Annotated in this window: 21 protein-coding genes, 1 tRNA gene, 1 rRNA gene and 1 pseudogene; 19 read left to right on the top strand and 5 right to left on the bottom strand. The window is 55.8% G+C overall.

The features are described 5' to 3' along the window. Positions 1-4: 4 nt before the first annotated feature. The 4 genes from AC1AY0_RS08220 (at position 5) to AC1AY0_RS08235 (ending at position 4,996) form a co-directional block, all read left to right on the top strand. Positions 5-1,006, top strand: a complete 1,002-nt coding sequence (locus AC1AY0_RS08220) for a carbohydrate ABC transporter permease (protein WP_476524647.1) — start codon at positions 5-7, stop codon at positions 1,004-1,006. Beyond that, a complete protein-coding gene (locus tag AC1AY0_RS08225; protein ID WP_476524648.1) occupies positions 1,003-1,899 on the top strand; it encodes a carbohydrate ABC transporter permease in 897 nt (298 codons plus the stop codon). The genes AC1AY0_RS08220 and AC1AY0_RS08225 overlap by 4 nt, the downstream gene beginning before the upstream one ends. An 87-nt stretch (positions 1,900-1,986) precedes the next feature. Continuing rightward, a complete protein-coding gene (locus AC1AY0_RS08230) occupies positions 1,987-4,278 on the top strand; it encodes a beta-galactosidase (RefSeq protein WP_476524650.1) in 2,292 nt (763 codons plus the stop codon). Positions 4,279-4,357: 79 nt separating this feature from the next. Beyond that, positions 4,358-4,996 carry an HAD family hydrolase gene (locus AC1AY0_RS08235; RefSeq protein ID WP_476524652.1) on the top strand — a complete coding sequence of 213 codons (639 nt, stop codon included), beginning with the start codon at positions 4,358-4,360 and terminating at the stop codon, positions 4,994-4,996. Here the strand turns inward: AC1AY0_RS08235 and AC1AY0_RS08240 are convergent. Further along, positions 4,993-5,937, bottom strand: a complete 945-nt coding sequence (locus AC1AY0_RS08240; protein ID WP_476524654.1) for an AEC family transporter — start codon at positions 5,935-5,937, stop codon at positions 4,993-4,995. The two genes, AC1AY0_RS08235 and AC1AY0_RS08240, sit on opposite strands and share 4 nt — an antisense overlap. Positions 5,938-6,085: 148 nt before the next feature. On the opposite strand from AC1AY0_RS08240, the gene dapE reads away from it, so the two are divergent. The 4 genes from dapE to rpmA all read left to right on the top strand — a co-directional run bounded on the left by dapE (position 6,086) and on the right by rpmA (position 11,213). Beyond that, positions 6,086-7,291 (top strand): succinyl-diaminopimelate desuccinylase, encoded by a 1,206-nt coding sequence (dapE, locus tag AC1AY0_RS08245; RefSeq protein ID WP_476524656.1) that lies wholly within the window; start codon positions 6,086-6,088, stop codon positions 7,289-7,291. 283 nt (positions 7,292-7,574) lie between these two features. After that, complete coding sequence (locus AC1AY0_RS08250; protein ID WP_476526183.1) at positions 7,575-10,493, top strand: Rne/Rng family ribonuclease; 2,919 nt, start codon at positions 7,575-7,577, stop codon at positions 10,491-10,493. 138 nt (positions 10,494-10,631) lie between these two features. After that, positions 10,632-10,940 (top strand): 50S ribosomal protein L21, encoded by a 309-nt coding sequence (rplU, locus tag AC1AY0_RS08255; RefSeq protein ID WP_033891261.1) that lies wholly within the window; start codon positions 10,632-10,634, stop codon positions 10,938-10,940. 21 nt (positions 10,941-10,961) lie between these two features. Then, positions 10,962-11,213, top strand: coding sequence for a 50S ribosomal protein L27 (gene rpmA, locus AC1AY0_RS08260; protein ID WP_033891262.1), 252 nt, complete (start codon positions 10,962-10,964; stop codon positions 11,211-11,213). 296 nt (positions 11,214-11,509) lie between these two features. Here rpmA and AC1AY0_RS08265 read toward each other — a convergent pair whose 3' ends face one another. Further along, the gene (locus AC1AY0_RS08265; protein WP_476526185.1) at positions 11,510-12,463 is read right to left on the bottom strand and encodes a CTP synthase; all 954 of its coding nucleotides are present in this window, start codon (positions 12,461-12,463) and stop codon (positions 11,510-11,512) included. 416 nt (positions 12,464-12,879) lie between these two features. Here AC1AY0_RS08265 and obgE point away from each other — a divergent pair, with 416 nt between their 5' ends. The 8 genes from obgE (at position 12,880) to rplA (ending at position 19,972) form a co-directional block, all read left to right on the top strand. Beyond that, positions 12,880-14,559 carry a GTPase ObgE gene (gene obgE / locus AC1AY0_RS08270; RefSeq protein ID WP_476526186.1) on the top strand — a complete coding sequence of 560 codons (1,680 nt, stop codon included), beginning with the start codon at positions 12,880-12,882 and terminating at the stop codon, positions 14,557-14,559. Positions 14,560-14,562: 3 nt separating this feature from the next. Continuing rightward, positions 14,563-15,696, top strand: a complete 1,134-nt coding sequence (gene proB / locus AC1AY0_RS08275) for a glutamate 5-kinase (RefSeq protein WP_476526188.1) — start codon at positions 14,563-14,565, stop codon at positions 15,694-15,696. A gap of 164 nt (positions 15,697-15,860) precedes the next feature. Beyond that, entirely contained in the window at positions 15,861-17,069 is a 1,209-nt protein-coding gene (locus AC1AY0_RS08280) for a pyridoxal phosphate-dependent aminotransferase (protein ID WP_476526192.1), read from the top strand. 186 nt (positions 17,070-17,255) lie between these two features. Continuing rightward, positions 17,256-17,331, top strand: a tRNA-Trp gene (locus AC1AY0_RS08285). Between the two features lie 39 nt (positions 17,332-17,370). After that, on the top strand, positions 17,371-17,598 hold the full coding sequence (gene secE / locus AC1AY0_RS08290; RefSeq protein WP_476524663.1) for a preprotein translocase subunit SecE: 228 nt from the start codon (positions 17,371-17,373) through the stop codon (positions 17,596-17,598). A 28-nt stretch (positions 17,599-17,626) separates the two neighbouring features. After that, positions 17,627-18,463, top strand: a complete 837-nt coding sequence (gene nusG, locus AC1AY0_RS08295) for a transcription termination/antitermination protein NusG (protein ID WP_476526190.1) — start codon at positions 17,627-17,629, stop codon at positions 18,461-18,463. 369 nt (positions 18,464-18,832) lie between these two features. Further along, on the top strand, positions 18,833-19,264 hold the full coding sequence (rplK, locus tag AC1AY0_RS08300; RefSeq protein WP_025222166.1) for a 50S ribosomal protein L11: 432 nt from the start codon (positions 18,833-18,835) through the stop codon (positions 19,262-19,264). Positions 19,265-19,279: 15 nt separating this feature from the next. Further along, a complete protein-coding gene (gene rplA, locus AC1AY0_RS08305) occupies positions 19,280-19,972 on the top strand; it encodes a 50S ribosomal protein L1 (RefSeq protein WP_476524667.1) in 693 nt (230 codons plus the stop codon). Positions 19,973-20,055: 83 nt separating this feature from the next. Here the strand turns inward: rplA and AC1AY0_RS08310 are convergent, their stop codons facing one another. Genes AC1AY0_RS08310 through AC1AY0_RS08320 form a run of 3 tightly spaced genes read right to left on the bottom strand, consistent with a single transcriptional unit; the run spans position 20,056 to position 22,194 of the window. Next, the gene (locus tag AC1AY0_RS08310; RefSeq protein WP_476524668.1) at positions 20,056-20,703 is read right to left on the bottom strand and encodes an ATP-binding protein; all 648 of its coding nucleotides are present in this window, start codon (positions 20,701-20,703) and stop codon (positions 20,056-20,058) included. Positions 20,704-20,708: 5 nt separating this feature from the next. Next, complete coding sequence (locus AC1AY0_RS08315) at positions 20,709-21,371, bottom strand: hypothetical protein (protein WP_476524669.1); 663 nt, start codon at positions 21,369-21,371, stop codon at positions 20,709-20,711. Between the two features lie 31 nt (positions 21,372-21,402). Further along, positions 21,403-22,194 carry a LytR/AlgR family response regulator transcription factor gene (locus tag AC1AY0_RS08320; RefSeq protein ID WP_476524670.1) on the bottom strand — a complete coding sequence of 264 codons (792 nt, stop codon included), beginning with the start codon at positions 22,192-22,194 and terminating at the stop codon, positions 21,403-21,405. 551 nt (positions 22,195-22,745) lie between these two features. On the opposite strand from AC1AY0_RS08320, the pseudogene AC1AY0_RS08325 reads away from it, so the two are divergent. The 3 genes and pseudogenes from AC1AY0_RS08325 to AC1AY0_RS08335 all read left to right on the top strand — a co-directional run. Beyond that, positions 22,746-24,053 (top strand): annotated as a pseudogene (locus AC1AY0_RS08325) (glycoside hydrolase family 3 C-terminal domain-containing protein); the annotation flags it as partial. Positions 24,054-24,257: 204 nt separating this feature from the next. Further along, entirely contained in the window at positions 24,258-25,409 is a 1,152-nt protein-coding gene (locus AC1AY0_RS08330; protein ID WP_476524673.1) for a glycoside hydrolase family 3 N-terminal domain-containing protein, read from the top strand. A 667-nt stretch (positions 25,410-26,076) separates the two neighbouring features. Further along, positions 26,077-26,285, top strand: a 16S ribosomal RNA gene (locus AC1AY0_RS08335); the annotation flags it as partial.

A 26,285-nucleotide genomic window follows, 5' to 3' on the forward strand; every position in this document is an offset into this window, starting at 1 on the left:
TGACATGTCGCAAGCAACCGCAATCGTTACCGCCTCCGCTCGCACTGCGGCGGAAGCGGCCCCGGTTCGGGCCTCCAGCCTCAATCGGGATTTCGAAACCATTCACGCCAAAGATCGCAAGCATCGCAATCTCATGGAGAACCTGACCTCCGTGAAATTCCTGCTGCCGCTGCTCGCCGTGTATATCGGCATCGTGCTCATCCCATTCCTGCAGAGCATCGTGTTCAGCCTCACCGACTATGACGGCTACGATTTCGCCAACGCCAAGTTCGTCGGGATCGCCAACTACCAAGCGATCTTCCAAGATCAGACCCTGCTTGCAGGACTCGGATTCACCCTGCTCTACACGGTTGCCACCACAGTACTGATCACGGTCATTGCATTGCCGCTGGCGGTAACTCTGAACCGGAAGTTCTTCGGGCGTAACTTCGCGCGATCGTTGTTCTTCTTCTTTTCAGTGCCATCGATGGCAGTGCTGGGCTTGGTCTGGCAATACATTTTCTCGCCGCTCGGTACCGGCGCAGTCAACACCCTGTTGAGCAAAATCGGCGTCAGTCCAGTACCGTGGCTTTCCGATCCCACGCTTGCCAAGTTCTGCGTGATCTTCATCGCAGTATGGGCTCAGGTGGGTTGGCACGCCACCCTATATCTGGCCTATTTGCAAGCCATTCCCGCTGACCTGTACGAGCAGGCTTCAGTGGACGGCGCATCCCGCACCCAGCAATTCGTGCACATCACCTTGCCGCAGATGGTGCCAGCGATGGGCGTCTCCATCTTCATGCTCCTAACCGGTGGTCTGAAGGTCTACGATTTGCCATTCACTCTCACCACCGGAGGTCCCGGCAATGCCACCTACACCGTTACGCAATCCATCATCGTCACTGGCATCGGCTCAGGCCGTTATGGTGTCGGCTCCGCGCTTGGCGTGATGTTCTTCCTGTGCTGCGTGATTCTCGTGGCACTGCAGCAAATCGTCACTTCGCTGATTGAAAAGAGGCTGTCATGACAACGCAGCACACGTCCTCAATTGATTCCGCTACTGGCGCTGCTGGCACCGGGCATGGGCTCTCCCTCAGCCAGCGGGAACGCATCCGGTCTGCGATTCGTTCGGTGGTGGTTATCGCCATCGCCCTGATTTGTGCAGTGCCGTTGTACGTGGTGGTCGTCAACACCTTTAAAAACTCCGGTGAAATGGCCGCTGACCCGTTCGGACTGCCCACGCACTTTACGCTGGACAATTACGCCTACGCGTTGGAGAACCTTCCCGTGGTGCAAGCCACGATCAATACGCTGATTGTCACCGTGGTGGGCGTGTTCTTCATGGTTATCATTGGCGCGCTCGCCGCCTACGGTATGGTGCAAAAGCGCAGCAAGCTGACGGCTGGCATTGGTGCTTTCCTGATGCTGTCGTTCGTGATTCCCGGCCAAACGTTGCTGATTCCGCAGTACAAGCTGGAGGCTCAGTTCGGTTTGGTGGACACGCTGCTCGGTCTGATTGTGCTGTACTTGGCTGGAGCAACGTTCTGCTACTTCCTTATCGTGCAATATATGCGCGGGCTTCCCGCAGAACTGTTCGAGGCGGCTCGATTGGATGGTGCGGGTCCATTCCGCATCTTCTGGCAGATTGTTCTGCCTCTGATTCGTCCGATTCTCATCACCGTGGTGGTGTTCGAAACCATGTGGACCTGGAACGACTTCATGACCCCGAACATCTACATTTCCTCAACGGAAAAGCAGACGCTTGTGCTGCAGGTGTTCAACGCTATGGGGCAGTTCAGTACAAACTGGCCACTGTTTATGACCATCACCACCATTGCACTCATCCCTGTATTCCTGTTCTTCATCTTCTGCCAGAAGTGGATTGTTGCCGGTCTGGTGGCTGGCTCGGTAAAGGGCTGACCCTCTGGATTTTTGGATTTCCGAATCCTTACGATGCGCACCGCGTACATCCTATGGCACATCACTCTGTTGTGAAAGGTACTTACCATGAACCACACTCTTGACCTGACAGGTTTCAAACCAAAGGCCATTACGCCATTTCCCATCACCCGCAATGATTGGGGTGTGGCGCCGGACGGCACCGCCGTGGACTTCACCAACTACTACATGACCTTCGGCGGCAAGCCATTCTACGGCGTTTGCGGCGAATTCCATTACTCTCGCATGGACCCCTCGCGCTGGGACGAGCAGCTTGCCAAAATGGTGGCCGGCGGCGTGAATGTTATTGCCACGTATGTGTTCTGGAATCACCATGAAGAGCATGAGAATCAATGGAACTTTACAGGTCGGCGCAATATCCGCCGTTTCATCAGGCTGTGTGCCAAGCATGGGCTCAAAGTCATCGTGCGCTTAGGTCCATTCGATCACGGCGAAGTACGCAACGGCGGCATTCCGGATTGGATGTATGGCAAACCATACGAAGTGCGCTCGGTGGATCCCGGATTCTTGGACAAAGTTCGTGATCTATACGCCCACATTGCGGCTCAACTGGATGGCCTGTATTTCAAGGACGGTGGGCCGATTGTTGCCGCCCAGCTGGACAACGAATACATGCATTCCTCATCGCCATGGGAGATGACCACCGGCATTACCAATGAATGGGTGCCGGGTGGCCACGATGGGTTTGCCTATGTGCACGCGTTGCGCCGCATCGCCGAAGAGGAAGGCATTTCGGTGCCGTTCTATACCAACACCGGTTGGGGCGGCTCACCAGTCCCTGACGATGTGCTACCGCTGTGGGGCGGCTACGCATACCGTCCATGGTTGTTCTACGCCGGCCCTGGTGAGCATCCGGTCACCGATGAATATGTGTACCGCAACTTCCATGCCAATGATTGTCCGCGCGGCGAGGAATTCGCGCCGACCTACGAGCCGGAAACCAAGCCGTATGCCTGCTGTGAGATGGGCGGCGGTATGTTCAGCTCCTACAACTATCGCTTCGTGCTTCCCATGAAATCCGTGGATGCCATGAGCAATATCAAAATGGCATCCGGCTGCAATTTCCTGGGCTATTACATGTTCCAAGGCGGTTCGAATCCCATCGGCGACGGCATCTATTTGAACGAAAGTCAGCTGCCGAAAATCTCCTATGATTTCCAGGCGGCGCTCGGCGAATTCGGCCAGACGCGTGAATCATATCGCCGCATGAAAGCTGTGCACTACTTCGCAACAACTTTTGCTGACCGGCTATGCCCGCTTGGCGTGGTTGTGCCGGAGGGGCAGGAATCCATTGCGCCTACCGATATGGGCACCTTGCGCTGGTGCGTGCGTACCGACGGGGAGCATGGCTTCGTATTCCTCAACAATTTCCAGGACCATGCCACCATGCCGGCCAAACATGGCGAAACCATTGCCATCACCCTGGCTTCTGGCGAAACCGTGCAATTCGACGGTATCGGCTTGGCGGAAGGCGAGAACTGCATCCTTCCGTTCAACATGGATCTTGATGGCGTCACGCTGCTCGCGGCCACTGCACAGCCGGTTACCGTCATCGCTCCTTCTGGAGCAGGCAGGCGCACATTCGTCTTCCTTAAGCCTGATGGTATGGATGATTGCTGGTTCCGATTCGCAGACGGTACTGTGCACCACGTGCCTGCCGAATCGGCAATGGAATCCTTCTCGATTACTGGCGATGATGGTAGTGCGGTGGATATTGTGTGCCTGAGCCGAGCTCAAGCCGATACGATGACCGTAGTCTCGGGCGGTACTGCTGTGGTATTTGCCGGCGAGCCGGTTACACAGGATGCCAATCATCCGAGCATTGCCAATAATGGTGTGGCCGTATACGAACTGGGCGGGCGAATCATCGTGGAATCCACCGAACCGCACGTTGCAGTAACGTCCTATCCTGCCGGATTCTTGGCCGAACAACAGGCGCAGTATGAAGCAACTGTCGATAATCCACGTGTGCAGAAGCTGTCTGACACGCGATATGTTATCGATCTGCCCGATGATTTGCTGACCGCTGACGGTGTTGCCGATATGCGTTTGCGCGTGCGCTACTCGGGTGATATCGGCTGGCTGTGGTGCGGCAATACCTTGGTGGACGACAACTTCTGCAACGGTGACGTGTGGGAGATCGGTCTTAAGGAATACATGCAGTTGATTGCGGATCATCGCAATCAACTGGTGCTGACCATTACGCCCATCAAGGAAGGCGCCAACGTCAATGTGGAGTCCGCGATGGCCGCCCGCATGGAAAACATTGATCAGCAGCAAGCTGGTTTGGAATCCGTTACGTTGCAGCCGGTATATCAAGCGGTACTGCGCCAAAACTGATTGATGTACATTCGCACGGCTCCCCTTGACAGGGGAGCCGTCATGCTGTGCTGTAATCACAGTGGAGGGGAGGGTGATCATGAATCATAACCGTGATATTCGGGCCGTGCTCTGGGATTTGGACGGCACGCTGGTTGATTCCGATCCATTGTGGGTGGCAGCAGAACAGCATTGTGCCGAGCGGCATGGCGTGCCATGGAGCGAGGAACTGAGCCTGACCATGACCGCTGCGCCTTTGCCGGTGTGCGCGAAAGTGCTGCAAGAGGCCGGTGTGAAGCTTGACGCAGCCGCAATCATCAATACTCTGGTTGCCGACGTCACCGAAATGTATGGCGAAACCGTGCCGTGGGCGCCAGGTGCATGGGATGTTTTGACCGCGTTCCATACCCTCGGCATCCCCTCAGTGCTGGTCACTGGTTCGCCGCTATCTCTAGCCGCTCGCGTGGTATCCGCAGCATCACAAGGTGCCTTTGCCGGTGTGGTCAGCGGAGATGATGATATTCCGCACAAACCCGACCCTGCGCCATACTTGCGCGGTGCCGAACTTGCCGGAGTGCCAGCTTGCGATTGCTTGGTGTTCGAGGATTCAGTTACCGGCATCACCGCTGCGCTCGCAGCAGGAGCGCATGCCATTGGTGTGAACGCCTGCGCGCGCACGCCGTTGCCGTCAGACGCCGAGTATCTGATATTGGATTCGCTGCGGGAATACCGTGTTTAGCTCAGTAGGAACGCGATAATCGCAATAAACACTGGGCTGGTCATCGTACTGAACAGAATGCCGTCGCGCGCAAAAGTAAGACCCACATTGTATCGGGCCGCGTAATTGTACACATTCTGGCCGGTTGGCAGTGCAGCCAATACCACGCAAGCGTACAGTTCCGGCCCGCGGAAGCCCATCATGAAGTACGCGAGCAGGAAAGCGATAATCGGCATCACAATATTCTTCAGCACAGCCACAGTAAAGATAGCCGGAATATCACCCTTCTTCTGCAGCGGCTTGGTACCGTGCAGCGACATACCGAATGCCATCAAAATCATTGGCACTGCAGATTCGCCGATCATATTGATCGGATCGTAAATAAAGTTCGGTACCGGGAACCAGCCGAGCTTAGCGCTCAGTGCAGAAACCACAATGCCCAGCAGCGAGCCAATCAGCAGAGGCTGATGCAATGGCTGCTTAGCGATTTCCTTAACCGAAACCTTGCCCTTGGTCGTTACATCCAGCACAGTCAGACCAATCGGCGTGAACAGTGCCTGCTGCATCACCAGAATTGGGGCGACCAATGCGCCATTGCCCAGAATGTACGTGGCCACTGGCAGGCCGATGTTATTGGAGTTCAAATACAGCGAATTCAGCGCGCCAATCGTGGCATCCGGGGCCTTCAAATGGAAGAACATGCGGTTCAGCACCAGGAACACCACACCCACCAGCATTGCCGACAAGAACGCCACGATAATCGACGGGTGGAAAATGTCGAAAATCGGTTCCTTGGAGAGAATCGCGAACATCAGGCATGGGCTGGAAACAAAGAACGAGAAACGGTTCAGCACCATTTGCGCGGAAGGTCCGCCAATGCGCATGCGTGCCGCCACATAGCCTACGAAGATAACGATGCCGATCACGCAGAAGCCTTGCATGGCGCTAATCAAACCAGTCATTGTGCTGCTGATGCCTCCCTCTACCGCACCCAGTGTGGCACACTCGTCTGTATATAGGGCTGAAATCTCATGTTCTGGGCCGAATAATGGAATAGCGGCAATCGAGACGAGTGAGTGGCGCCTGAAGGCCGCGCGGTAGTCTGTACTCATGACGCTTGAATTGAACCGTAATGCTTCCCAAACCGAACAACTCGTCAGTTTGCTCACCCAGATTATGGAGAACTACTCCGTCTCCGATGATGAAGGCCCGCTCGCCGATGAGATTGAGACCTTCCTGCAGACGCAGCCGCACCTGACCGTTCGCCGTCACGGTGACACCGTTGTGGCTTCCACTGATTTCGGCAAGTCCAGCCGTGTGATTCTCGCCGGCCATATCGATACCGTGCCGGTTATCGACAACTTCCCGCCGCGCTGGCTCGAGCCCGGCGATCCACTGATTCGCGAGGATATTGCGGCAGCCCACCCGGCCGAGCGTGTGCTGTGGGGACGCGGCGCCACGGATATGAAGGCATCCGACGCGGTCATGCTGTACCTCGCCGCCATGCTGGATGGGTCAACCGAACAATCCACACCCAAAACTGATCTTACCTACGTGTTCTACGATCACGAGGAAGTCGCCGCCGAGAAGAATGGTCTGCGGAAGGTAGTCGAGGCGCATCCTGATTGGATTCAGGGCGATTTTGCCATCATCGGCGAGCCCACCAGCTGCGGTATTGAAGGTGGCTGTAACGGTACAATTCGTTTCGACGTGGTGACTCACGGTGTGGCCGCTCATTCCGCTCGCGCATGGATGGGGGAGAACGCCATTCACAAGGCCGCTGACATCTTGAATCGCCTTAACGCATACGAACCCGCCACAGTGAGCGTGGACGGCCTCGATTACCGCGAAGGCTTGAACGCCACGCTGATTTCCGGCGGCAAAGGCACCAATGTTATCCCTGACGAATGCCGCGTGCACGTGAACTACCGATTCGCTCCGGATAAGTCACTTGCCGAGGCTAAAGCGCTCATGATGGGTGCCGATGCAGGTGCTGAACTCGGCAACGGCGAGCATACGGCCACTGGAGGTGTATTCGCCGGCTACGGCATCGAAATGAAGGATGAATCGCCTTCTGCTCGCCCAGGGCTCACTGCACCGCTGGCTCAGGATCTGGTGCGCTTGGTTAAGGAGCGCACTGGCCGCGACCCGTTGGCCAAGCTCGGCTGGACCGATGTGGCACGATTCTCCCAGCTGGGCATCCCGGCTGTGAACCTTGGCGCTGGCGATCCGCTGCTAGCACATAAGCATGATGAACAGGTGCCTGAGTCTGATTTGCTGGCGCTCGCCGACCTGTTGCTCGCCTGGCTCGTCTAGTTCGATTGCCTTTCGATTGGCTTCCGACTGTCCTTCGACTGTCCGGTGTGCACGTCGCTGTCCAAAAGTGTGGCATACTGAAATGCGGTGGTTCTGCATGACCATCAGCGTGCGAAATGGCGTCGATCCCCTTGCGGCTCTCGAGAAAGAGACAACGCAAGCGCCGGTGTCCGCCGTTCGCAGGACAGACTTTAGACGAAGTTGCCTCTACGCGAGCGCGTTTTGCGCGGCCATGGTGAGAGCGTGGTGTGAGCGAAGCGTATAGGCCTGGATTGGCGTCGCGATGCAGCGCGCCGCGAGGAGCATTGTGCCCACTGTGAACCCGGAAGGTTTCGTCAGCGACGGAACCGATAACTCAACCGTATCCAATGCCGACTCTCAGAGCCAGGCAGGCAACGCTGTATCTTCTCCCGCTCCGGTGACTCGCCGTCGCCGTGGTGGCCGCCGCGTGGTTCGCGGCACTGGTGCTGCAGGTGCATCTTTGGAATTGCAGGTGCAGGATCATTCCGCTCCGCTGTTCGAAGCACCAGTGTTGCCGTCTACTCAGAAGTCTGATGCTGCCGCCGATGCTGCTGCACCGCAGTCAGAACCGGTAAGCAATGCAAACGCTGTGTTCGATGATGGCAGCAATCGCAACGATTCCGATGACTACCGTCCGTCGCGTCGCCGCGCTCGTGGTCGTCACGCTGATGATGTTGAGGTTGAGGCTGATGAGCGCCCGCTGCGTCGCCGTCGCCATGCTGATTCATTCGATGATGAGGACGATAGCCGCGATCGTTTCGATTACGCTGACCGTTCTCGCTCGTCTCGTAGCGATCGTACTGCTCGCACTGATCGTTCTGCGCGTGCAGATCGCACTGATCACGCCCGTGTGGATGATCCGGAAGAGCGTTTGCTTGACGCCGTTGATTCGCTGCCGGAAGGCCACGAATCCGTACGCCGCGGCAAGCCGATGACATCGCTGCTGTTCCAGGAGCCGGTGCTGCCTGCAACCCGCTACAGCAACCAGAATGATGATGACGATGATGAGCATGACGATGAGCTGCATACTCGCCGCCGTTCCCGCTCTCGCCGTCTTGAAGACGATGCAGAAGAGCGCCCGTCTCGTTCCCGCCGTGCACAGCGCAACGATCGTGATGATCGCACTGCAGACGAGGCTCAGACTCAGGACGATACTGAGTCCGCTGATGATTCTCGCCGTTCTCGTCGCTCTCGCCGTTTGAACGCGCAGGAGCGTCGAGCTGCAGCCGAAGTTGAGCAGATTGAGGAAGACCTCGAGCTGGACGATATTTCATACGCGCCAATTACCGAAGAAGAAGGGGATGAAGAATCCTCTGATTCCACTCGTACTCGTTCTCGTCGCCGTCGCCGTCGCGGATCGCGTAACGAATCGGCAGCCGCTGAAAGCGGTACCGCCGACAACGAGGGCAGCGAAGACGAAGCTGATGCTTCCCGTGCGTCTCGTGCTGACAGTGACGATCGCGATAATCAGGACGATGATGGTGAGCAGACCATCACTCGTCGCCGTCGCCGTCGCCGCGGCAACAAGAACGCAGAGGCAGGCGAGGAAGCTCAGGCTGAAGAACAGCCCACCATTCGCCGCTCCCGCAAGCAGCAGTACATCGATGAAATCACCGATGTTGAGGGTTCCACTCGTCTGGAAGCCAAGAAGCAGCGCCGCCGTGACAATCGCCGCGAACGCAGCCGTCAAAGCCAGCTCATGGAGCAGGACTTCCTCGCACGCCGCGAGAACGTGGACCGTCTGATGGTGGTGCGCGAGCGCGAACATCACACTCAGATTTCCGTGGTTGAAGACAATGTGCTCGTCGAGCATTATGTTTCCGATATCCAGGAAGTGCAGACCGTTGGCAATATCTACCTCGGCCGCGTGCAGAATGTGCTGCCGAGTATGGAAGCCGCCTTCGTGGACATCGGCCAGGCGCGTAACGGCGTGCTCTATGCCGGCGAAGTCAACTGGGATGCCGCCCGTCTGGAGGGTCAGCCTCGTCGTATTGAGTTGGCGTTCAAGTCCGGCGATCCGGTGCTGGTGCAGGTCACTAAGGATCCGATTGGCCACAAGGGTGCCCGCCTGACTTCTCAGGTCACGCTCGCTGGCCGTTTCCTTGTGCTGGTGCCGTCCGGTGGCATGACCGGTGTGAGCCGCAAGCTGTCTGAGCGTGAACGTTCACGCCTGAAGAACATCGTGTCGAAGATTGCGCCGAAGGATATGGGAATCATCATCCGCACGGCCGCCGAAGGTGCATCCGAGGAAGCCATCGTCAAGGATCTTGAATCCTTGGTTCGCCAGTGGGAGCGCATCAACGCCAAGCGTGAAGAGTTCTGGCACGGCAAGCGCCCGAAGCTGCTGCAGGGTGAGCCGGATGTGGCTATCCGCGTGGTCCGTGACATCTTCAACGACGATTTCAACAAGCTCATCGTCGAGGGAGACAAGGTCTACGAGCGTATCGAGGAATACCTCGATACGATGGCCCCCGACCTGAAGGACAAGCTGGAGAAGTGGGATCCGGCCGAGCACGAAGGCAAGGACGTGTTCGACAAGTGGCAGATCGATTCTCAGCTGCGCAAGGGTATGGAGCGTCAGGTGTACCTGCCGTCCGGTGGCTCGATCGTCATCGACCGCACTGAGGCCATGACCACCATCGACGTGAACACTGGTCGCTTCATCGGCCGCGGCAAGTCCCTCGAGGAAACCGTGACCCGATGCAATCTTGAAGCTTCTGAGGAGATTGCACGCCAGTTGCGTCTGCGCGATATCGGCGGCATGGTCATGATCGACTACGTCGACATGGTTATGCCCGCCAACCGAGACTTGGTGCTGCGTCGACTGGTTGAATGCCTGGCTCGCGACCGCACCAAGCATCAGGTTGCGGAAGTCACGTCGCTGGGTCTGGTGCAGATGACGCGTAAGCGCATCGGACAAGGCCTGGTGGAAGCCTTCTCCGAGGAATGCCCGACCTGCAAGGGCCGCGGTTTCATCCTCCATGATCAGCCGACCGTTTCCGCTGACTATGATGACCCATACGCGCTTCGCGGTGGCGACCCATTCGTCAAGACCAATAAGCACGGCCGCGGCACCACTCCAGCTCCCGAACCGGCTGGCTCCAGCGCTGACGTCAAAGCCAAGCTGGCTCAGATCGCAGCTGCCGCAGTAGCCGCGAATAACGCTGGCGAAGAAAACTAAAGGTGTGTCGTGCTTGACACGCGGGCTAAAATCAGTTGATTTAGTCCGCGTGTAGGTGTAGATTCGAAATTCGGTGTCTGACCGCAGGCTCGGTGCGTGTTGGGCAAGGAAGCTTTCCAAAACATAAAAGGAATTACTATGTACGCGATTGTGAAGGCCGGTGGCCATCAGGAAAAGGTTGAGGTTGGCGATACCATCCTCGTGAACCGTCTCGACGCCAAGAAGGGCGATACCGTGGAGTTCCCGGTTGCTCTCCTGGTCGACGGCACCAAGGTTACCCTCGGCGCTAAGGATCTGGCTGCTGTCTCCGTCAAGGCTGAAGTCGTTGACGACGAAGCCAAGGGTCCGAAGATCAACATCCAGAAGTACAAGAACAAGACCGGTGTTGCTCGTCGTAAGGGCCACCGCCAGAAGCTGACCGCCGTCAAGGTCACGGCGATCGCCTGAGTCAAGAAAGGACCATGAATCATGGCACATAAGAAGGGTGCGTCCAGCTCTCGTAACGGTCGCGATTCGTCGCCTCAGTACCTCGGCGTGAAGAAGTTCGGCGGTGAAGCTGTCGTGGCCGGCAACATCATCGTTCGCCAGCGTGGCACCAACTTCCACCCGGGCCAGAACGTTGGCATGGGCAAGGATCACACGCTGTTTGCTCTCGCAGACGGCTCCGTGAAGTTCGCTGTCCGTCGTGACCGCAAGGTCGTCGACGTGATCGCTGCCTGAGCGATTCGCTAGCAGATTTTCAAACCGCACTGTGCGCTTGCGCCGGTGCGGTTTTTGCGTATCTGCCCCTGTCTCTCCTGCAGCGCAGCGGGCCAAAGCGCCGCATTACGCGGAATCAGCCTCGCGCCCCCATTGCTTCAGCCCCCAAATACGGGCTGAAACGGACGTTCCCGCCGATTCGCAGCGCCAAATGGACGTTTTGGCGGCCTGAAACGTCCTATTTCGCGCTTCGAATCGTTGGAACCGTCCATTTCAGCCCGTATTTGATGCGACGGAGCCGTATCCTGCAGCCCCGCTTAGACGTGGGGCACGCGTTTTGCCTGGAGCTTGGCTGCTAATTGGCGTGGCCTGTTGAGATCGTCGTAGAACATGCGCACCACATCGATCTGCTGTTTTTCCAGGCAGCGTTCACGTTCGCGTTCATCCTCCACAACCGCGCGAATATCTCGATTTGCGGTCATATCCGGATCCACATATTTGCGAACGCCGTCAAACTCGCCGGCGACTTTCGTGCCATCCTCGCGCACCCAGAGAAAATCAACACGATGTTTGCGCGAAGGATACGTCAAGCATGGGAACGTCACTTGAAGGTCGTGAACCGGGTAGCCGATTTCCGTTAGGACACCTCGTGCTTCGGCTTCCCCTCCGTTTTCGCTGCGCGCATCGGCCAAAGAGAACGCGTGTAATGTGGCTTTGCGATTCCTCGCGTATTTCACAGTATGCGGATACGCAGCTAGAACAGGTTGTTTCACCAGTTGTTTTCGCAAGGCTGAGTCGATGATGCTAAGAGAGAATCGCAGTGATAGTTTTGACGCACAGTCGAACAAGGTGCGAAGCAAACTTGTGACACGAACTCCTCCAACAGTGACACTTTCAGGATGAGCCATTGCGTAATGGGCTAACTGTGAGGTATTGCGAATATGGGTTCCGGGTTCGGCGACAATGCAAATGGGTAGTAGCAAGTGATATGAGCAGTCAAGTCCGTGCATGATTGCGGCAGTCGGCCCGCAGAAAATCCAGTTTGGATGCTGCTGAGCAAGTGAACGTACGATGTGACGTGTTCGATCGTGCGGATTGAGCGCATCCCAGTACTGTTGTCGTGCGTACAGGCCCCGATAGACGCGTTTCACTGTACCTGCACGGACACGGCGCGCAACAGCCTTGATATCCGTGTCAGTGCGCGGCATGGCACACCGTCGCTCCCGCTGCGCAGAATCAAAAAGTGCTTCAACCGATTGATGTGTCCCCATGCACCAAGTTTAGGCGCTCATATTAAGCCTCCAGCGTATATGCGTGCTTCTGCGGTTTTGGGGGAGAGGACTCAGGTGCCGAAATACGGGCCGGAATGGACGTTCCGGGCAATTCGAAGCGTGAAATAGGACACTTCGAGCCGCTAAAACGTCCCTTCTGCGCTGCGAATCGGCGGGAACGTCCATTTCAGCCCGTATTTGGATATGTGAAGGTTTGGGCGCCTTGCCTCGCGTACAGAAGCACTGCGTGTGCGGCTGTGCGGCTGTGCGGCTGTGCGGCTGTGCGGCTGCGCGGCGCGTAATGCGAGCCCGTGTTGCGCTGGTGCCGCCCCACAGCGGTGCCAAGCGACCGGCCGCAAGGGCTACTTTGCCGGTAGCAGATCGCCCATCACCCCCAATCGGTAGAGTGGAATGTTATGAGTGATTTTGTGGATAGAGTGACCGTCCATGTTAAGGGCGGAGATGGCGGTAATGGCTCGGCAGGCATCCGCCGTGAGAAGTACAAGCCGTTGGCCGGCCCGAACGGCGGTAACGGCGGCGATGGCGGTTCCGTAATCTTTGAAGCCACGCGTAATGCGACCAGTTTGTTGGACTACCGTTTCATCCCGCATCGCGTTGCAGGCAGCGGCACGATGGGCTTGGGCGACAACAAGGACGGCTCCAAAGGCGCGGATCTTATCCTCCCGGTGCCATGCGGCACGGTGATTTTCGAGGCGCGTGGCGCACAAGGCAAGCCGAAGCATCCCGGCGAGCAGCTGGCTGATCTTCGTCACGAAGGCGACCGTTTCGTTGCTGCGGAAGGCGGTGCAGGCGGTCTTGGCAACATCGCACTGGCCAATAAGACCCGCCGCGCTCCTGGCTTCGCGCTGCTCGGCGAGCCGGGTGAGGAGCGTGATGTCATCCTCGAGCTGAAGTCCATTGCCGATGTGGCTCTGGTCGGCTTCCCGTCCGCAGGCAAGTCCAGCCTCATCGCTGCGATGAGCTCCGCCAAGCCGAAGATTGCCGACTACCCGTTCACCACGCTGGTGCCGAATCTTGGCGTGGTAATCGCCGGCGATTCGCGCTACACCATCGCCGACGTGCCGGGTCTTATTCCTGGCGCCTCCGAGGGCAAGGGCTTGGGACTTGAATTCCTGCGCCACATTGAGCGTACGGAAATCATCGCCCACGTGATTGATTGCGCCACGCTTGAGCCTAATCGTGACCCGATGTCTGACTATGAGGCATTGGAAAACGAGCTCGCCCAGTACGCGGACAAGTTGGAACTGCCACTTGGCGCGATTCCGATTCCGGAACGCCCGCGTATCATCATTCTGAACAAGATTGATGTGCCCGAGGCTAAGGAATTGGCTGATTTCATCAAGCCTGAGTTCGAGAAGCTCGGCCTGAAGATATATGAGATCTCCACTGCCTCTCACGCAGGTTTGAAGGAACTGAACTTCGCTCTGTCTGGTCTGGTCAAGGAAATGCGCGAGGAAGTCGCCAATCGCGAACAGGCTGAAGAAGAGGCACGTGTGGTCATCAACCCGTTGGGAACCGGCCGCCGTCAGCGCCGCAATACGGGCAAGAATGCTCCGCTTGACTTCACCGTTGAGCGTCGCGAGCTTGGCGATGGCGAAGTGTTCTACGAAGTGCTTGGCACCAAGCCGGAGCGCTGGGTGATGCAGACCAACTTCGACAATGACGAGGCTGTGGGCTATCTGGCTGACCGTCTGGCCAAGCTTGGCGTGGAGGATGAACTTCGCCGTAAGGGCGCTCACCCGGGCGACGAGATTCGCATCGGTCGTGGAGCGCGCATGGTTGAATTCGATTGGGATCCGACTATTTCCGCCGGCGCTGAGAACCTCGACGGTTCTAACTTGGGCGCACGCGGTAAGGATTTGCGACTCGAAGAGCAGGATCCGCGCGCCCGCCGCCGCTCCAACTCGGAGCGCCGCGCTCAATACCACGAGATGATGGATGCTCGTGCTGCAGTGCGCGAAGCTATGATGGCTGAACGTAAGGCTGGCCACTGGGCTGATCCGTCCATCGATGATGATCGTCACGACGAGACCAGTCTCTTCGGTCGCGGCGAAGATACCGAAGAAGAAGAGTAAATAATGTCCACACCTAGCCAAGCTGAGGTTCGTAGAAGCATTGCGGCAGCCGGTACCATCGTGGTCAAAGTTGGCTCCAGCTCGCTGACTAAGCCCAGTGGCCACCTTGACCCGGCAAAACTGGATGCTCTGGCTGCAGCTTTGGCTCAGGTGCGACTGATGGGCGGCCGCGTGGTACTGGTATCTTCTGGTGCTATTGCGGCTGGCTTCGGCCCGCTTGGATTTGACTCTCGTCCAACCGATGTGGCTACGCAGCAGGCCACTGCTGCAGTCGGCCAGGGTTTGCTGATGGCTCGCTATGAGACTGCGTTCGGCAGGTTTGGTATTCGCGTGGGTCAGATTCTGATTACCGCTGAGGATACGATTCGCGCCACGCAGTACCGCAATGTGCAGCGTACGCTGGATCGGTTGCTGGATCTCGGCGTCGTGCCGATTATCAACGAAAACGATTCATTGGCCTCCAATGAGATTCGCTTTGGTGATAATGATCGGCTGTCTGCGCTGATTGCCAATCTGGTGCGCGCGGAAGCTCTGGTGCTGCTCACCGATGTGGATGCGCTCTACACTGCGCCGCCTTCCCAGCCGGGATCTCGCCGCGTGGAGTATGTGCCGAACGTGATTGATGCGCTGGGTGATATCACGGTATCTGGCTCCGGTTCCAAGGTTGGCACGGGCGGTATGGTCACCAAGCTGGAAGCGGCTCGCGTGGCGGCGGTGTCCGGCATTCCCACGGTGTTGACCTGTGCCCAGAATGCTGGCCCTGCGCTGATGGGCGATCCGGTGGGCACCGTGTTTGCTCCAGTGAAGGCGCGTGGTTCGTCTCGCCGCCTGTGGATTGGTTTTGCGGCCGACCCACGCGGCACGATTGTGGTTGATGCCGGTGCCGCCAAAGCGATTCGCGGTGGTCGTGCTTCGCTACTTGCGGCTGGTGCGCTTGAAGCGCGCGGTGACTTTTCGGCTGGCGATCCTGTGTGGATTGACGATGAAGCTGGTACTCATTTGGCCCGTGGTCTCGCTGGCTTCGATTCCGAGGAGATTCCGCAGATGCTTGGCCGTAATACGGCCCAACTCAAACGATTCCTCGGCCCGGAATACGCTCACCCACTCGTCCACCGCGACAACCTTGTCTTGGTGTAGCCACCGTATCCGGCTCCCCTTGTCAGGGGAGCTGTCTCGTGTAACGAGACTGAGGGGTAGCAGAAGAGCAGTCGAAGACTGCGGGACAGTGTGCATCGGAGTAATCCGATGTCCGTTTCTCTGGCGTTTTTTCGCGCCGTAGGCATACCATGAGCAGCATGACTATGGCTGAATGGCAAACACTTTCCGACCGTATTAACACCGTGGCCCCAAGTGCCACCCTTGCCGTTGATTCCAAGGCCAAGGCGATGAAGGCCGCAGGCCTTGACGTCATCGGTTTTGGTGCCGGTGAGCCGAACTTCCCAACTCCCGCCAATGTGGTGAAGGCAGCCGCTGACGCTTGCCTTGACCCGAAGAACTACAAGTACACGCCTACTCCGGGTCTTCCTGAGCTGCGCGAAGCTATTGCAGCCAAGGTGCTGCGTGACTCCAGCTACGAAGTTACCGCTGATCAGGTAGTGGTGACCAACGGTGGTAAGCAGGCCGTCTACGAATCCTTCCAGATTCTGTTGAACGATGGCGATGAGGTCATTATCCCGACCCCGTACTGGACCAGCTACCCTGAGGCTGTGAAACTGGCTGGTGGCGTGCCGGTTGAGGTGTTCGCCGGTGCTGACGTGAACTTTGAGCCGTCTCTGGAGGCTCTGGAAGCGGCCCGCACCGAACGTACCAAGGCCATCATCGTGAACTCTCCGAACAACCCGACTGGCGCTGTGTGGAAGCCGGAGACTGTGGAGGCCATCGGCCGCTGGGCAGTCGAACATCACATCTGGATTATTTCCGATGAAATCTACGAGCACCTGAACTATGACGATGCACACACCACCTACATTGGCGCAGTGGTACCGGAGTGCCGTAATCAGCTGCTGGTGCTCAACGGTGTGGCCAAGACTTACGCTATGCCGGGTTGGCGCGTGGGCTGGATGGTCGCTCCGGTTGAGGTGGCCAAGGCTGCTACCAAGCTGCAGGGCCATATGACTTCTAACGTGGCCAATATTTCTCAGCGTGCCGCTTTGGCTGCTGTTGCTGGCCCGCTCGATGAAGTGCATGAGATGCGCAAGGCTTTCGATGTGCGCCGCAAGGCCATCGTGGCCGCTTTGAACGATATCGAAGGCGTGCACTGCCCGACTCCGACCGGTGCGTTCTACGCATTCGCGGATATCACCGCACTGCTGGGCAAGCCGCTTGGTCCGAACGGTACTGTGGCGCAGACTTCTGCTGATTTCGCTGCGGCACTGTTGGATGAAGCTCATGTGGCTGCTGTCCCAGGTGAAGCATTTGGTGCTCCCGGCTACCTTCGCTTCTCCTATGCCCTCGCCGATGCCGACCTGGCCGAAGGCATGAAGCGCATGAAGGCATGGGCCAACGCGTGAATCGTCGTGTCTCCTCTTTCTGGCTCCCCTCTCGGAGGGGATCTGTCGGTGTATGCCGACTGAGAGGAGCCTCACACGCGACACGCGATTTGCGTTAATCCACCTCAACCGTTACTATGTCTGCTTGGCGGTTTTCGCCGTGGCGAAGCGTTCTCTATAGAACGTTAGCCGAGGTGGATAACACCTAGGGAAGTGGCGCAATTGGTAGCGCAACGGTCTCCAAAACCGTAGGTTGTGGGTTCGAGTCCCGCCTTCCCTGCCAAGTCTTTCTAATAATCAAGCAGCTGACGCGAGGTACAGAATGGCTAAGACGAGCAAGAGTGAAAAGGCAGTCAAGCCGAATGTCTTCATGCGTATCGGTCTGTTCATCAAGCAGATCATCGACGAGCTTCGCAAGGTCGTTACTCCTACTGCCAAGGAACTGTTCTTCTGGTCTCTGGCTGTGTTCATCTTCGTGCTGCTGCTGATGGCCCTGGTCACTGGCATGGACTTCGGTCTGGGCAAGTTGACTCTGTGGCTGTTTGGCTGATTCCAACAACCTAAGGTGAAACACAGGCATGAGTGACGAACTGAATCTCGATAATCTCGACGCTGTTCTGCCCAACGAGGAAGCTGAAACTGAGGTTCCTGTTGAGGCTGAGCCAGCTGAAGCTGCTGCTGAGGCTCCGGTTGCTGAACCGGCCCCTGTTGCATCCACCGAGACCGCTGATGCACCTGTGGCATTGGATGAAGACGAAGAGACTGAAGTCAACGAGTCTGAAGAAGCTGAAGGCACCGATGCCGGCCAGCAGGCTGTTGAAGAGTTCTCCAAGTCTCTGCGTTCCCTCGATGGTAAGTGGTACGTGTTGCACACTTACTCCGGTTACGAGAAGCGTGTGAAGACCAACATCGAATCTCGTGTTGCCTCCTTCGGCATGGAAGATCAGATTTTCCAGGTTGAAGTTCCGATGGAAGAAGTCGAGAAGCACACTGAAAAGGGCAAGAAGGTCATCACCCGCGTGCGCGTTCCCGGCTACGTCCTGATTCGTATGTGGCCTGACGAGAATGCTCGCCGCATCGTCCGCGAGACCGAAGGCGTTACCGGCTTCGTTGGTCCGACTAAGGATCCGGCTCCGCTGTCCCGCAAGGAAGTCGTTGCCATGATGGCTCCGATGATTGCTTCCGAAGCTCTCAAGGCTGCCGGCGATAAGCCTGCCGCCGCCAAGAAGCGCAAGGTCGAAGTCTCCTACGCTGTCGGCGATCAGGTCACCGTCACTGACGGCCCATTCGCCACCATGGAAGCTGTGGTCTCCGAAGTGGAGCCCACCACTCAGAAGCTCACCGTGCTCGTGTCCATCTTCGGCCGCGATACGCCAGTGGAGCTGGGCTTCCACCAGGTCAAAAAACTCGACTGAAATCCACTGACGGAGCGTTAGCTGCGTTGCTCCTCGGTCGACGTACCTTCGTACGTCTTCCCTCGGTGCGCCTTGCTACCGCACGCGTCACTGAATTTCAGTGATTAGTTTTTCAGCCCGACTTCGGTCGGGCTTTTTGTTATGTGCGCCGGCGTGTTGTCCGGGCGGAAAAGCATAATAGGAAAGCTTGTGTCTGGAGGGAAGACCCGCTAGCACAGCACAGCAATTATAAGTTGCGGGAGGAGACCGGTCTCGAACCAGCAGCCATAATCACACACGGATAAATAATGAGTCAAGACCGTGGGCGATGGGCAGCGGGAACAGATGCGGCCACCATTTGAACCGCGTTATAGAAAGAAGAACCATATTATGGCTCCCAAGAAGAAAGTCTCAGCGCTGATCAAGCTGCAGATTCAGGCAGGCAAGGCCAACCCGGCCCCGCCGCTGGGTCCGGCCCTCGGCTCCCATGGCGTGAACATCATGGACTTCTGCAAGGCTTACAATGCCCAGACGCAGGACAAGATGGGTCAGGTCATCCCTGTCGAGATCACCGTTTACGAGGATCGCTCCTTCACCTTCGTTCTGAAGACCCCGCCGGCAGCAGCTCTGCTGAAGAAGGCCGCTGGCATTGAGAAGGGTACCGAGAACCCGCTGACCCACAAGGTCGGCTCTGTCACCAAGGCGCAGGTTCGCGAAATCGCTGAGATCAAGATGGAAGATCTGTCTGCTCGCGACATCGAAGCCGGCATGAAGATCATCGAGGGCACTGCTCGCTCGATGGGCATCACGGTTACGGACTGATAAGGAGATAGACAGATGGTAAAGCGTTCCAAGAAGTACCGCGAAGCCGCTGAGCGCGTCGATCGCAACAACCTCTACACCGCCAACGAGGCCATCGCTCTCCTGAAGAGCATGCCCTCCTACAACTTCGACCAGACCGTCGAAGCTGTGTTCCGTCTGAACGTTGACCCGCGCAAGGCTGACCAGCTCGTGCGTGGCACCGTCAACCTGCCTCACGGCACTGGTAAGACCGCTAAGGTCCTCGTGTTCGCTCGTGGCCCGAAGGCCACCGAAGCTACCGAGGCTGGCGCTGACATCGTCGGTGATGACGACCTGATCGCAAAGGTTCAGGGCGGCTTCCTCGACTTCGACGCCGTGGTTGCTACCCCGGACATGATGGGCAAGGTCGGCCGTCTGGGCCGTGTGCTCGGTCCGCGTGGCCTGATGCCGAACCCGAAGACCGGCACCGTGACCATGGATGTCACCAAGGCCGTCAAGGACATCAAGGGCGGTAAGATCGAGTTCCGTGTCGACAAGAACGGCAACCTGAGCTTCCTCATCGGCAAGATGAGCTTCGATGAGTCCGCTCTGGACGAGAACTTCAAGGCTGTTGCCGACGAAGTCAAGCGTCTGAAGCCGTCCACCGTGAAGGGCCGTTACCTGACCAAGGCAACCATCACCTCCACGATGAACCCGGGTGTTCCGGTTGATCCGAACACCCTGGCCTGAGCGAGGCTTTAGCTGTAACAGCTAACTTAAGGGACTTTCCGCAAGGAAAGTCCCTTTTTCTATGCCATTGTGAGTATTGCCGACTACTGAGCCGAGGATCCGTTAGGAAAAGGCATCAGTATGCTGACTACAACAAAACCATCCTGATACTGCATATCAATAATGCCGTCGTACTGGTTCACAATCGAACGAACCACGCGCAATCCGATGCCATGGTAGCGATTGTCTTGCTTGGTAGTGCGCAGTAATTGATTCTCAGTCAATACATTATGGCTGGAACGATTACTGATTGTGATTTGCAGAAATCCTTTAGTCTGCCGTACCTCAATATGTAATTCCCGGCCGCCTTCGGCTTCTTTGAGACTTGCATCAATCGCATTATCCAGCAGATTCAGCGTCAGCGCACACAAATCCTGATCTTTGAATGGCAGGTTCGGCGGCACCACAAGATGAGTAGTCACAGTGATTCGCTTACGACGAGCCTCGCCGATTTTCTGCGTGAGCACCAAATCCAATGTTGGATTACCAGTGTTGATTTCTTCCATTTCCGTAAGACGAAAATTCAGTTCCGTATCAAGATAGTGCTCGAGCGTTTCATAATCGTGCTGTTTCACCAGCGCATCGATATAGAAATACGTGTTTTTCATTTCGTGCCGTTCCTTGCGGAACTGATCGATTGCTGCGCGAGAACGTTCGAACTGCTCAACCTGAGCGTTCAATCGTGTGTTCATAGCGGTTATTTCAGCATTGTGCTGCAATTCAGTGATGGCAAGATAGGTCGCACATAGTTCAGTGAAACCAGCCAAAACACAACGAGATTAAACGCCAGCATAAGACCATCATTGGCGCCAAACATTGTGCCAGATAATGTGGCGATGGCGGTGACGGTGAATATGCAGAGTGACGAAATCAGCCAGTACCGTTTCGGCAGCCGCACCGACGGCGCAAAACGGATAAGAAACCATCCGCATGCCGCCAAGAGCAGGTAATACGTCAGGTACCATAGGCTGGCATACCAGGGGCCGGAATGAAGAACATCAACTCCTGTAATGATTGAGGCCAGAGGTATCAGAATGGATTTGAGCACTACCACAACAAAACCGGTGGCAACAATGAAGCCGCATTCGTTCAGGAATGTTCCGTGCAAAACGAATCGCGTAAATATCATCGTGCCAATCAGCAAAAACATCAGATACGCGGTGTAATTGCTATAAAGGATTTCCACCGGTCGGTATATCAGGAAAAACAGAACAGATGCGCTGATAACTGTTACCGTATGCCAAGCAGGCCGCAGCCGGATCTCATAATTGCAGGACACAATAATGAGCATGTAGAGAAACGAGCCCACCGCTTCCATACCTGCCCACGATGGTGAAAAGAGCGCAGTTATCAGTGCCATAATTCGCAAATCCCCACTACAACTACAACAACTACAACATATGCGCGCTGTGCGCGTCTTGTCCTGCAGCACTACTGCCGTTCATCAGAGCCATGAATGCCGCCTTGACTGCATCTCGATGACTCCGGCCAATCGGCAACATTCCGCGGTTATCAAGGGTGAGAGAATCCTTGCCAATGGAGAAGATGAATCGACAATTCACCAGATAACTTCGATGGCATTGCACAAAACCGTAGGGAGTCAGTTGCTGTGTCAACGCTCCTAGCCGGCACTGAATTTTCGTTTTGCCAGTAGCCGTAGTGAATAGGCACTGCTTACCCATCGCTTCGATGAACATAAGCTGCTGAATATCGAACGAATACACATTGTTAGAATGCAGTTCCTCAATAGTCACGAGCGTTTTGCTGGCGGTTTGCAGCTCACGGGATACCGCTTGAACCAGATGCGGCAATCCTTCCAAAAAGTGACTTTTGCGCAAAAAATATAACGGCTGCACTTCGAATGTTTGGAACACCATCTCCTCTTTGTTGGAGATGAACACAACCGCGGTTTGTGATCCAGCTTCGCGCAATTGGCGAGTCAGTTCAATGCCATTCAGCTTGGGCATATCAATGTCGAGGAACAGCACATCGTATTGTGCTCCATGCTCAATATCAGCAAACAGACGTTCCGGCTTATCGTATGGCTCGAACGTCATAGGCATGTTCGACGATGCAAATGCGCGGTCCAACAATTGCTCGATGTACGAGAGGCTGTTGACATCATCTTCGCAAATTGCGGCTTGATATCGTCTGGATGGTTGATGCTCCGCCTGCGCAGCCATAGTGGTCTCCTCCTCGATTCCTTGCTGACATTGTAGAAGGGACAAAGTCGTTGCAACAACCATGAACGTTGCGGTTCATTCCATATTCGCGCTGTTCGTTCTATATGAGCATTCTGCCGTTCTGGGTACGGGAAGCTATGAGTGACCAACAGTTGGCGCACATGGATGCGCGCCTCTCAACGAAGGAGAATGCAATGGCGAAGAAGGAACAACGGTGGGTCAAGCCGTTGATAATCGCTGCGATTGTGTTAGCAGTGATTGGCTTGGGATATCTGGCATATCGCAAGATCTATGACATGTTGTTTGGCGGTGCAGTCGCCGTCAGCATTCAGGATGTGTACACCACGCTGAATGCGATTAAATGGCCAATCATTATCGCATTGGTGGTAATCATTGCCTCGATTGTTGTCAGCGTTGTTATTCGTAGGCATCAATCCACTGCAGTAGTCAAGCTTGTTCGCTGGCAAACGGTTGCGGCATCGATTATTGCTGTTGTTGCTGCGTTCAGCATGATTACGCTCAACATCGAGTATTCGCTGATTAACAAGGTGATGACTGGATCCAGCGGCCTATCGGCAGCGACCAAGCAGACATCGCAGCAGCTGGGTGAGCAAATCACTGGCGAGGGCATCGTTCTGCTGAAAAATGATGGCAATGCACTTCCTATCAATACTTCCACCAAACTCAATGTGTTCGGCTGGGCTAGCACCAACGCAACATTCGGCGGTACTGGTTCCGGCAGTGTTGATGAGACCACAGCTGTTTCCTTGCTGGAAGGTTTGCATAACGCTGGTTTCCAAACCAACGAAACATTGACAAAGTTCTACACGGATTATCGCGCAGATCGCCCGTCGGTTGGCATGATGGATGTTGATTGGACGGTGCCGCAGCCCACGATTGATCAGTACGATCAGGCTGGCATTTTCGAAAACGCTAAGAATTATTCCGATACTGCGCTCGTGGTTATCTCTCGCTCGGGCGGTGAAGGCATGGATTTGCCGGACAAGTATTCCACTGATTCCAGCTACAACAAAACGTAGCAGGGCAGCGATGTGGTGTACTCCACTCAGGACGATGACATTGACAGCAACAAGTCATATCTTGAGCTGACGAACCGTGAAACACAGATGGTTGATCGCGTTACCAAGGAATTCTCCAACGTGTACGTGGTAGTCAATTCCGCAAGCCCGATGGAGCTGGGCTGGCTTGATCAATACAGCAGCATTAAAGCTGCATTGTGGTGCGGCGGCGCATCTGCAACCGGCTTCAACGCACTCGGCAATGTGCTGTCCGGCAAGATCAATCCGTCCGGACGCCTGGTTGACACGTACGTATACGACCTGCGCTCAACGCCTACGTTTAACAATTACGGCAACTTCACGTACAGCAATTCCACTGAAATTACCGGCTCCGACCAGAACGTTGCAAAGTTCGTCAACTATGTTGAAAACATCTATGTTGGCTACAAATATTGGGAGACTGCAGCAGCAGAAGGCATCATCGATTACGACCAAACCGTGCAGTATCCATTCGGTTATGGCCTGAGCTATACGACTTTCGATCAAAAGATTACTTCGTTCAATCGCTCTGGCGGCAAGACCACGGTGAAGGTTGCAGTGACGAACACCGGCAGCACTGCTGGCAAGGATGTTGTGGAACTGTACTTCACTCCGCCGTACTACAACGGTGGCATCGAAAAAGCCAGCACGAACCTGCTTGACTTCGCTAAAACCGATGAGCTTGCGCCTGGCGAATCGCAAACCGTGACGATTTCGTTCAACGACGAAGACCTCGCATCCTATGACGACCGCAATGCCAAGGCCTATGTGCTGGAACACGGCGACTATGAGATTACGTTGAATTCGGATTCGCATACCGTGCTTGATTCGCGCACATTCAGTGTCGATCAGGATGTGATTTACGACGATGCTCATGACGGTAAGCGTTCGACCGATCAGGTTGCCGCAACGAACCAGTTCGACGATGCTCGCGGCGATGTCACGTACCTGAGCCGCGCTGATCACTTTGCCAACTATGACGAAGCGACTGCTGCGCCAACGAATATGACCATGTCGAAGGATGAAATGGCTGTCTACACTGCCAAGTCAACGTTCGATGCAGCCGATTACGACGAAGGCGCAACGATGCCAACAACCGGCGCAAAGAACGGCTTGACCATTCAAGACATGACCGGCGTGGATTACAACGACGCAAAGTGGAATAAACTGCTGGACCAGTTAACCGTCGATGAGATGACCTCTGCAGTGGCCGATGGCGGATTCCACATGATTTCACTGAAGTCGATTAACTCCGGCGAATCAGTGGATTCGGACGGCCCTGCAGGTCTGTCGAGCAACTTCAACGCCAGCATGAAGGGCACCGCCTTCCCGCCGGCTGTGATGATTGCATCCACGTGGAACAAAGATCTGGCCAAGCAGCGCGGTAAGCAGGTTGGTATTGAAGGCAAAGAGCTTGGCATCACCGGTTGGTACGGACCTGCCATGAACATTCACCGGTCCGCTTTCTCCGGCCGTAACTTTGAGTACTACTCCGAAGACGGCACACTGTCCGCTTTCATGGGCGGTGAGGAAGTAGCCGGCGCAACCGAGCAGGGCATGATGACCTATGTGAAGCATTTTGCCTTGAACGATCAGGAAACCAACCGCACCAACGGTTTGTGCACTTGGGCAACTGAGCAATCCATCCGCGAGATTTACCTCAAGGCTTTTGAGCGTGCATTCAAGGATGGCAAGAGCTTGGCTGTGATGACCTCGTTCAACTCGATTGGCGCTCGCTGGGCAGGTAGCAACTCCTCGCTGCTGCAGTCGGTGCTGCGCGATGAGTGGGGCTTCCACGGTGCAGTTGAAACCGATGCTATGGATCCGCTGGCTGACTTCTATATGGATCTCAACCGTGGTATTCGTACCGGCCTAACGCATGGTCTGTCTATGACTGGCGGCGATGGATTGATTGCGAATACTGATTCCGCAGGCACTGTGACTGCTCTGCGTGCGGCCATGCACGACAACCTGTACGCGATTGCTAACTCCACAGCTGTTGAAAAGGATGCTTCGATGCCGATGTGGGCTAAGGCAGTTATTGCTGCTGATGTGGTGATTGCACTGTTCATTGTCGGTAGTGAAGTCCTGGCAGTACTGCGGTACCGCAAGCGTACGCAGGAGGCTGCCGTGACCGTCAGCCAGATTAATCAATGATTTCAATATCGATGTGATGATCTGACTGTGAAATATGCGATGGTTGTTCGTGAAGCATTTTCCTCCTTGATTGCCTGATGGCAGCCATCTACCTGAGTGGGTGATATTCAAGCACTGCCCTGCTTGAATATCACCCTTTACTTATATGCGGATCGGGGATTTCCCCTCCTCTTCTGGATTCCTTCTTTGAGGGGAGTTGAACCAAGGGTGAATTCTTGCGACACGCTGGTTGGCGAGTTGGTGTTGTTACTTCCGGGTGATGTGTGTGGGGATATCCTGTGTGTAGGACAGCGAAATATGCTGTTTGCGACACGCCGAGGAAACCGCGCCATGACGCCGGTTCCCGGGTTTCTTGCGCTCTCTGGTTTGCGTTGGTTTGTTTTTTCGTGTAGGTTATTCATCTGTTGCCGCTCGGCACGGCGGGTCCTTCTCCTGGAGGGTTGGCCTGCTGGTGTGGTGGTGGTTTGAGAACTCAAGAGCGTGTTTGTACTACTTCTTTATAGTCAATGATTGCCAGCTTGTTCCGAGCCTGATGGTTTGTCCGTCGGGTCCTTGGTTGGTTGAATCGGAATGAGGTTTTTTGTGTGAGCGTCCTTTCCTTATTAGGACGTTCTCGTCAATTTTTGTTTTGTGAGTCATCTTTTCGGATGCTTTTCATGAATGTTTTTTTGTGGAGGGTTCGATTCTGGCTCAGGATGAACGCTGGCGGCGTGCTTAACACATGCAAGTCGAACGGGATCCATCAAGCTTGCTTGGTGGTGAGAGTGGCGAACGGGTGAGTAATGCGTGACCGACCTGCCCCATGCTCCGGAATAGCTCCTGGAAACGGGTGGTAATGCCGGATGTTCCAGTTGATCGCATGGTCTTCTGGGAAAG

This window comes from Bifidobacterium sp. LH_416, from assembly GCF_056357055.1.

What these genes read in the sequence shown, in the direction of transcription:
- AC1AY0_RS08220 (WP_476524647.1), top strand. Translation starts at nt 5, where the DNA reads ATGTCGCAAGCAACCGCAATCGTTACCGCCTCCGCTCGCACTGCGGCG.
- AC1AY0_RS08225 (WP_476524648.1), top strand. Translation starts at nt 1,003, where the DNA reads ATGACAACGCAGCACACGTCCTCAATTGATTCCGCTACTGGCGCTGCT.
- AC1AY0_RS08230 (WP_476524650.1), top strand. Translation starts at nt 1,987, where the DNA reads ATGAACCACACTCTTGACCTGACAGGTTTCAAACCAAAGGCCATTACG.
- AC1AY0_RS08235 (WP_476524652.1), top strand. Translation starts at nt 4,358, where the DNA reads ATGAATCATAACCGTGATATTCGGGCCGTGCTCTGGGATTTGGACGGC.
- AC1AY0_RS08240 (WP_476524654.1), bottom strand. Translation starts at nt 5,937, where the DNA reads ATGACTGGTTTGATTAGCGCCATGCAAGGCTTCTGCGTGATCGGCATC.
- dapE (WP_476524656.1), top strand. Translation starts at nt 6,086, where the DNA reads ATGACGCTTGAATTGAACCGTAATGCTTCCCAAACCGAACAACTCGTC.
- AC1AY0_RS08250 (WP_476526183.1), top strand. Translation starts at nt 7,575, where the DNA reads ATGCAGCGCGCCGCGAGGAGCATTGTGCCCACTGTGAACCCGGAAGGT.
- rplU (WP_033891261.1), top strand. Translation starts at nt 10,632, where the DNA reads ATGTACGCGATTGTGAAGGCCGGTGGCCATCAGGAAAAGGTTGAGGTT.
- rpmA (WP_033891262.1), top strand. Translation starts at nt 10,962, where the DNA reads ATGGCACATAAGAAGGGTGCGTCCAGCTCTCGTAACGGTCGCGATTCG.
- AC1AY0_RS08265 (WP_476526185.1), bottom strand. Translation starts at nt 12,463, where the DNA reads ATGGGGACACATCAATCGGTTGAAGCACTTTTTGATTCTGCGCAGCGG.
- obgE (WP_476526186.1), top strand. Translation starts at nt 12,880, where the DNA reads ATGAGTGATTTTGTGGATAGAGTGACCGTCCATGTTAAGGGCGGAGAT.
- proB (WP_476526188.1), top strand. Translation starts at nt 14,563, where the DNA reads ATGTCCACACCTAGCCAAGCTGAGGTTCGTAGAAGCATTGCGGCAGCC.
- AC1AY0_RS08280 (WP_476526192.1), top strand. Translation starts at nt 15,861, where the DNA reads ATGGCTGAATGGCAAACACTTTCCGACCGTATTAACACCGTGGCCCCA.
- secE (WP_476524663.1), top strand. Translation starts at nt 17,371, where the DNA reads ATGGCTAAGACGAGCAAGAGTGAAAAGGCAGTCAAGCCGAATGTCTTC.
- nusG (WP_476526190.1), top strand. Translation starts at nt 17,627, where the DNA reads ATGAGTGACGAACTGAATCTCGATAATCTCGACGCTGTTCTGCCCAAC.
- rplK (WP_025222166.1), top strand. Translation starts at nt 18,833, where the DNA reads ATGGCTCCCAAGAAGAAAGTCTCAGCGCTGATCAAGCTGCAGATTCAG.
- rplA (WP_476524667.1), top strand. Translation starts at nt 19,280, where the DNA reads ATGGTAAAGCGTTCCAAGAAGTACCGCGAAGCCGCTGAGCGCGTCGAT.
- AC1AY0_RS08310 (WP_476524668.1), bottom strand. Translation starts at nt 20,703, where the DNA reads ATGAACACACGATTGAACGCTCAGGTTGAGCAGTTCGAACGTTCTCGC.
- AC1AY0_RS08315 (WP_476524669.1), bottom strand. Translation starts at nt 21,371, where the DNA reads ATGGCACTGATAACTGCGCTCTTTTCACCATCGTGGGCAGGTATGGAA.
- AC1AY0_RS08320 (WP_476524670.1), bottom strand. Translation starts at nt 22,194, where the DNA reads ATGGCTGCGCAGGCGGAGCATCAACCATCCAGACGATATCAAGCCGCA.
- AC1AY0_RS08330 (WP_476524673.1), top strand. Translation starts at nt 24,258, where the DNA reads ATGACCATGTCGAAGGATGAAATGGCTGTCTACACTGCCAAGTCAACG.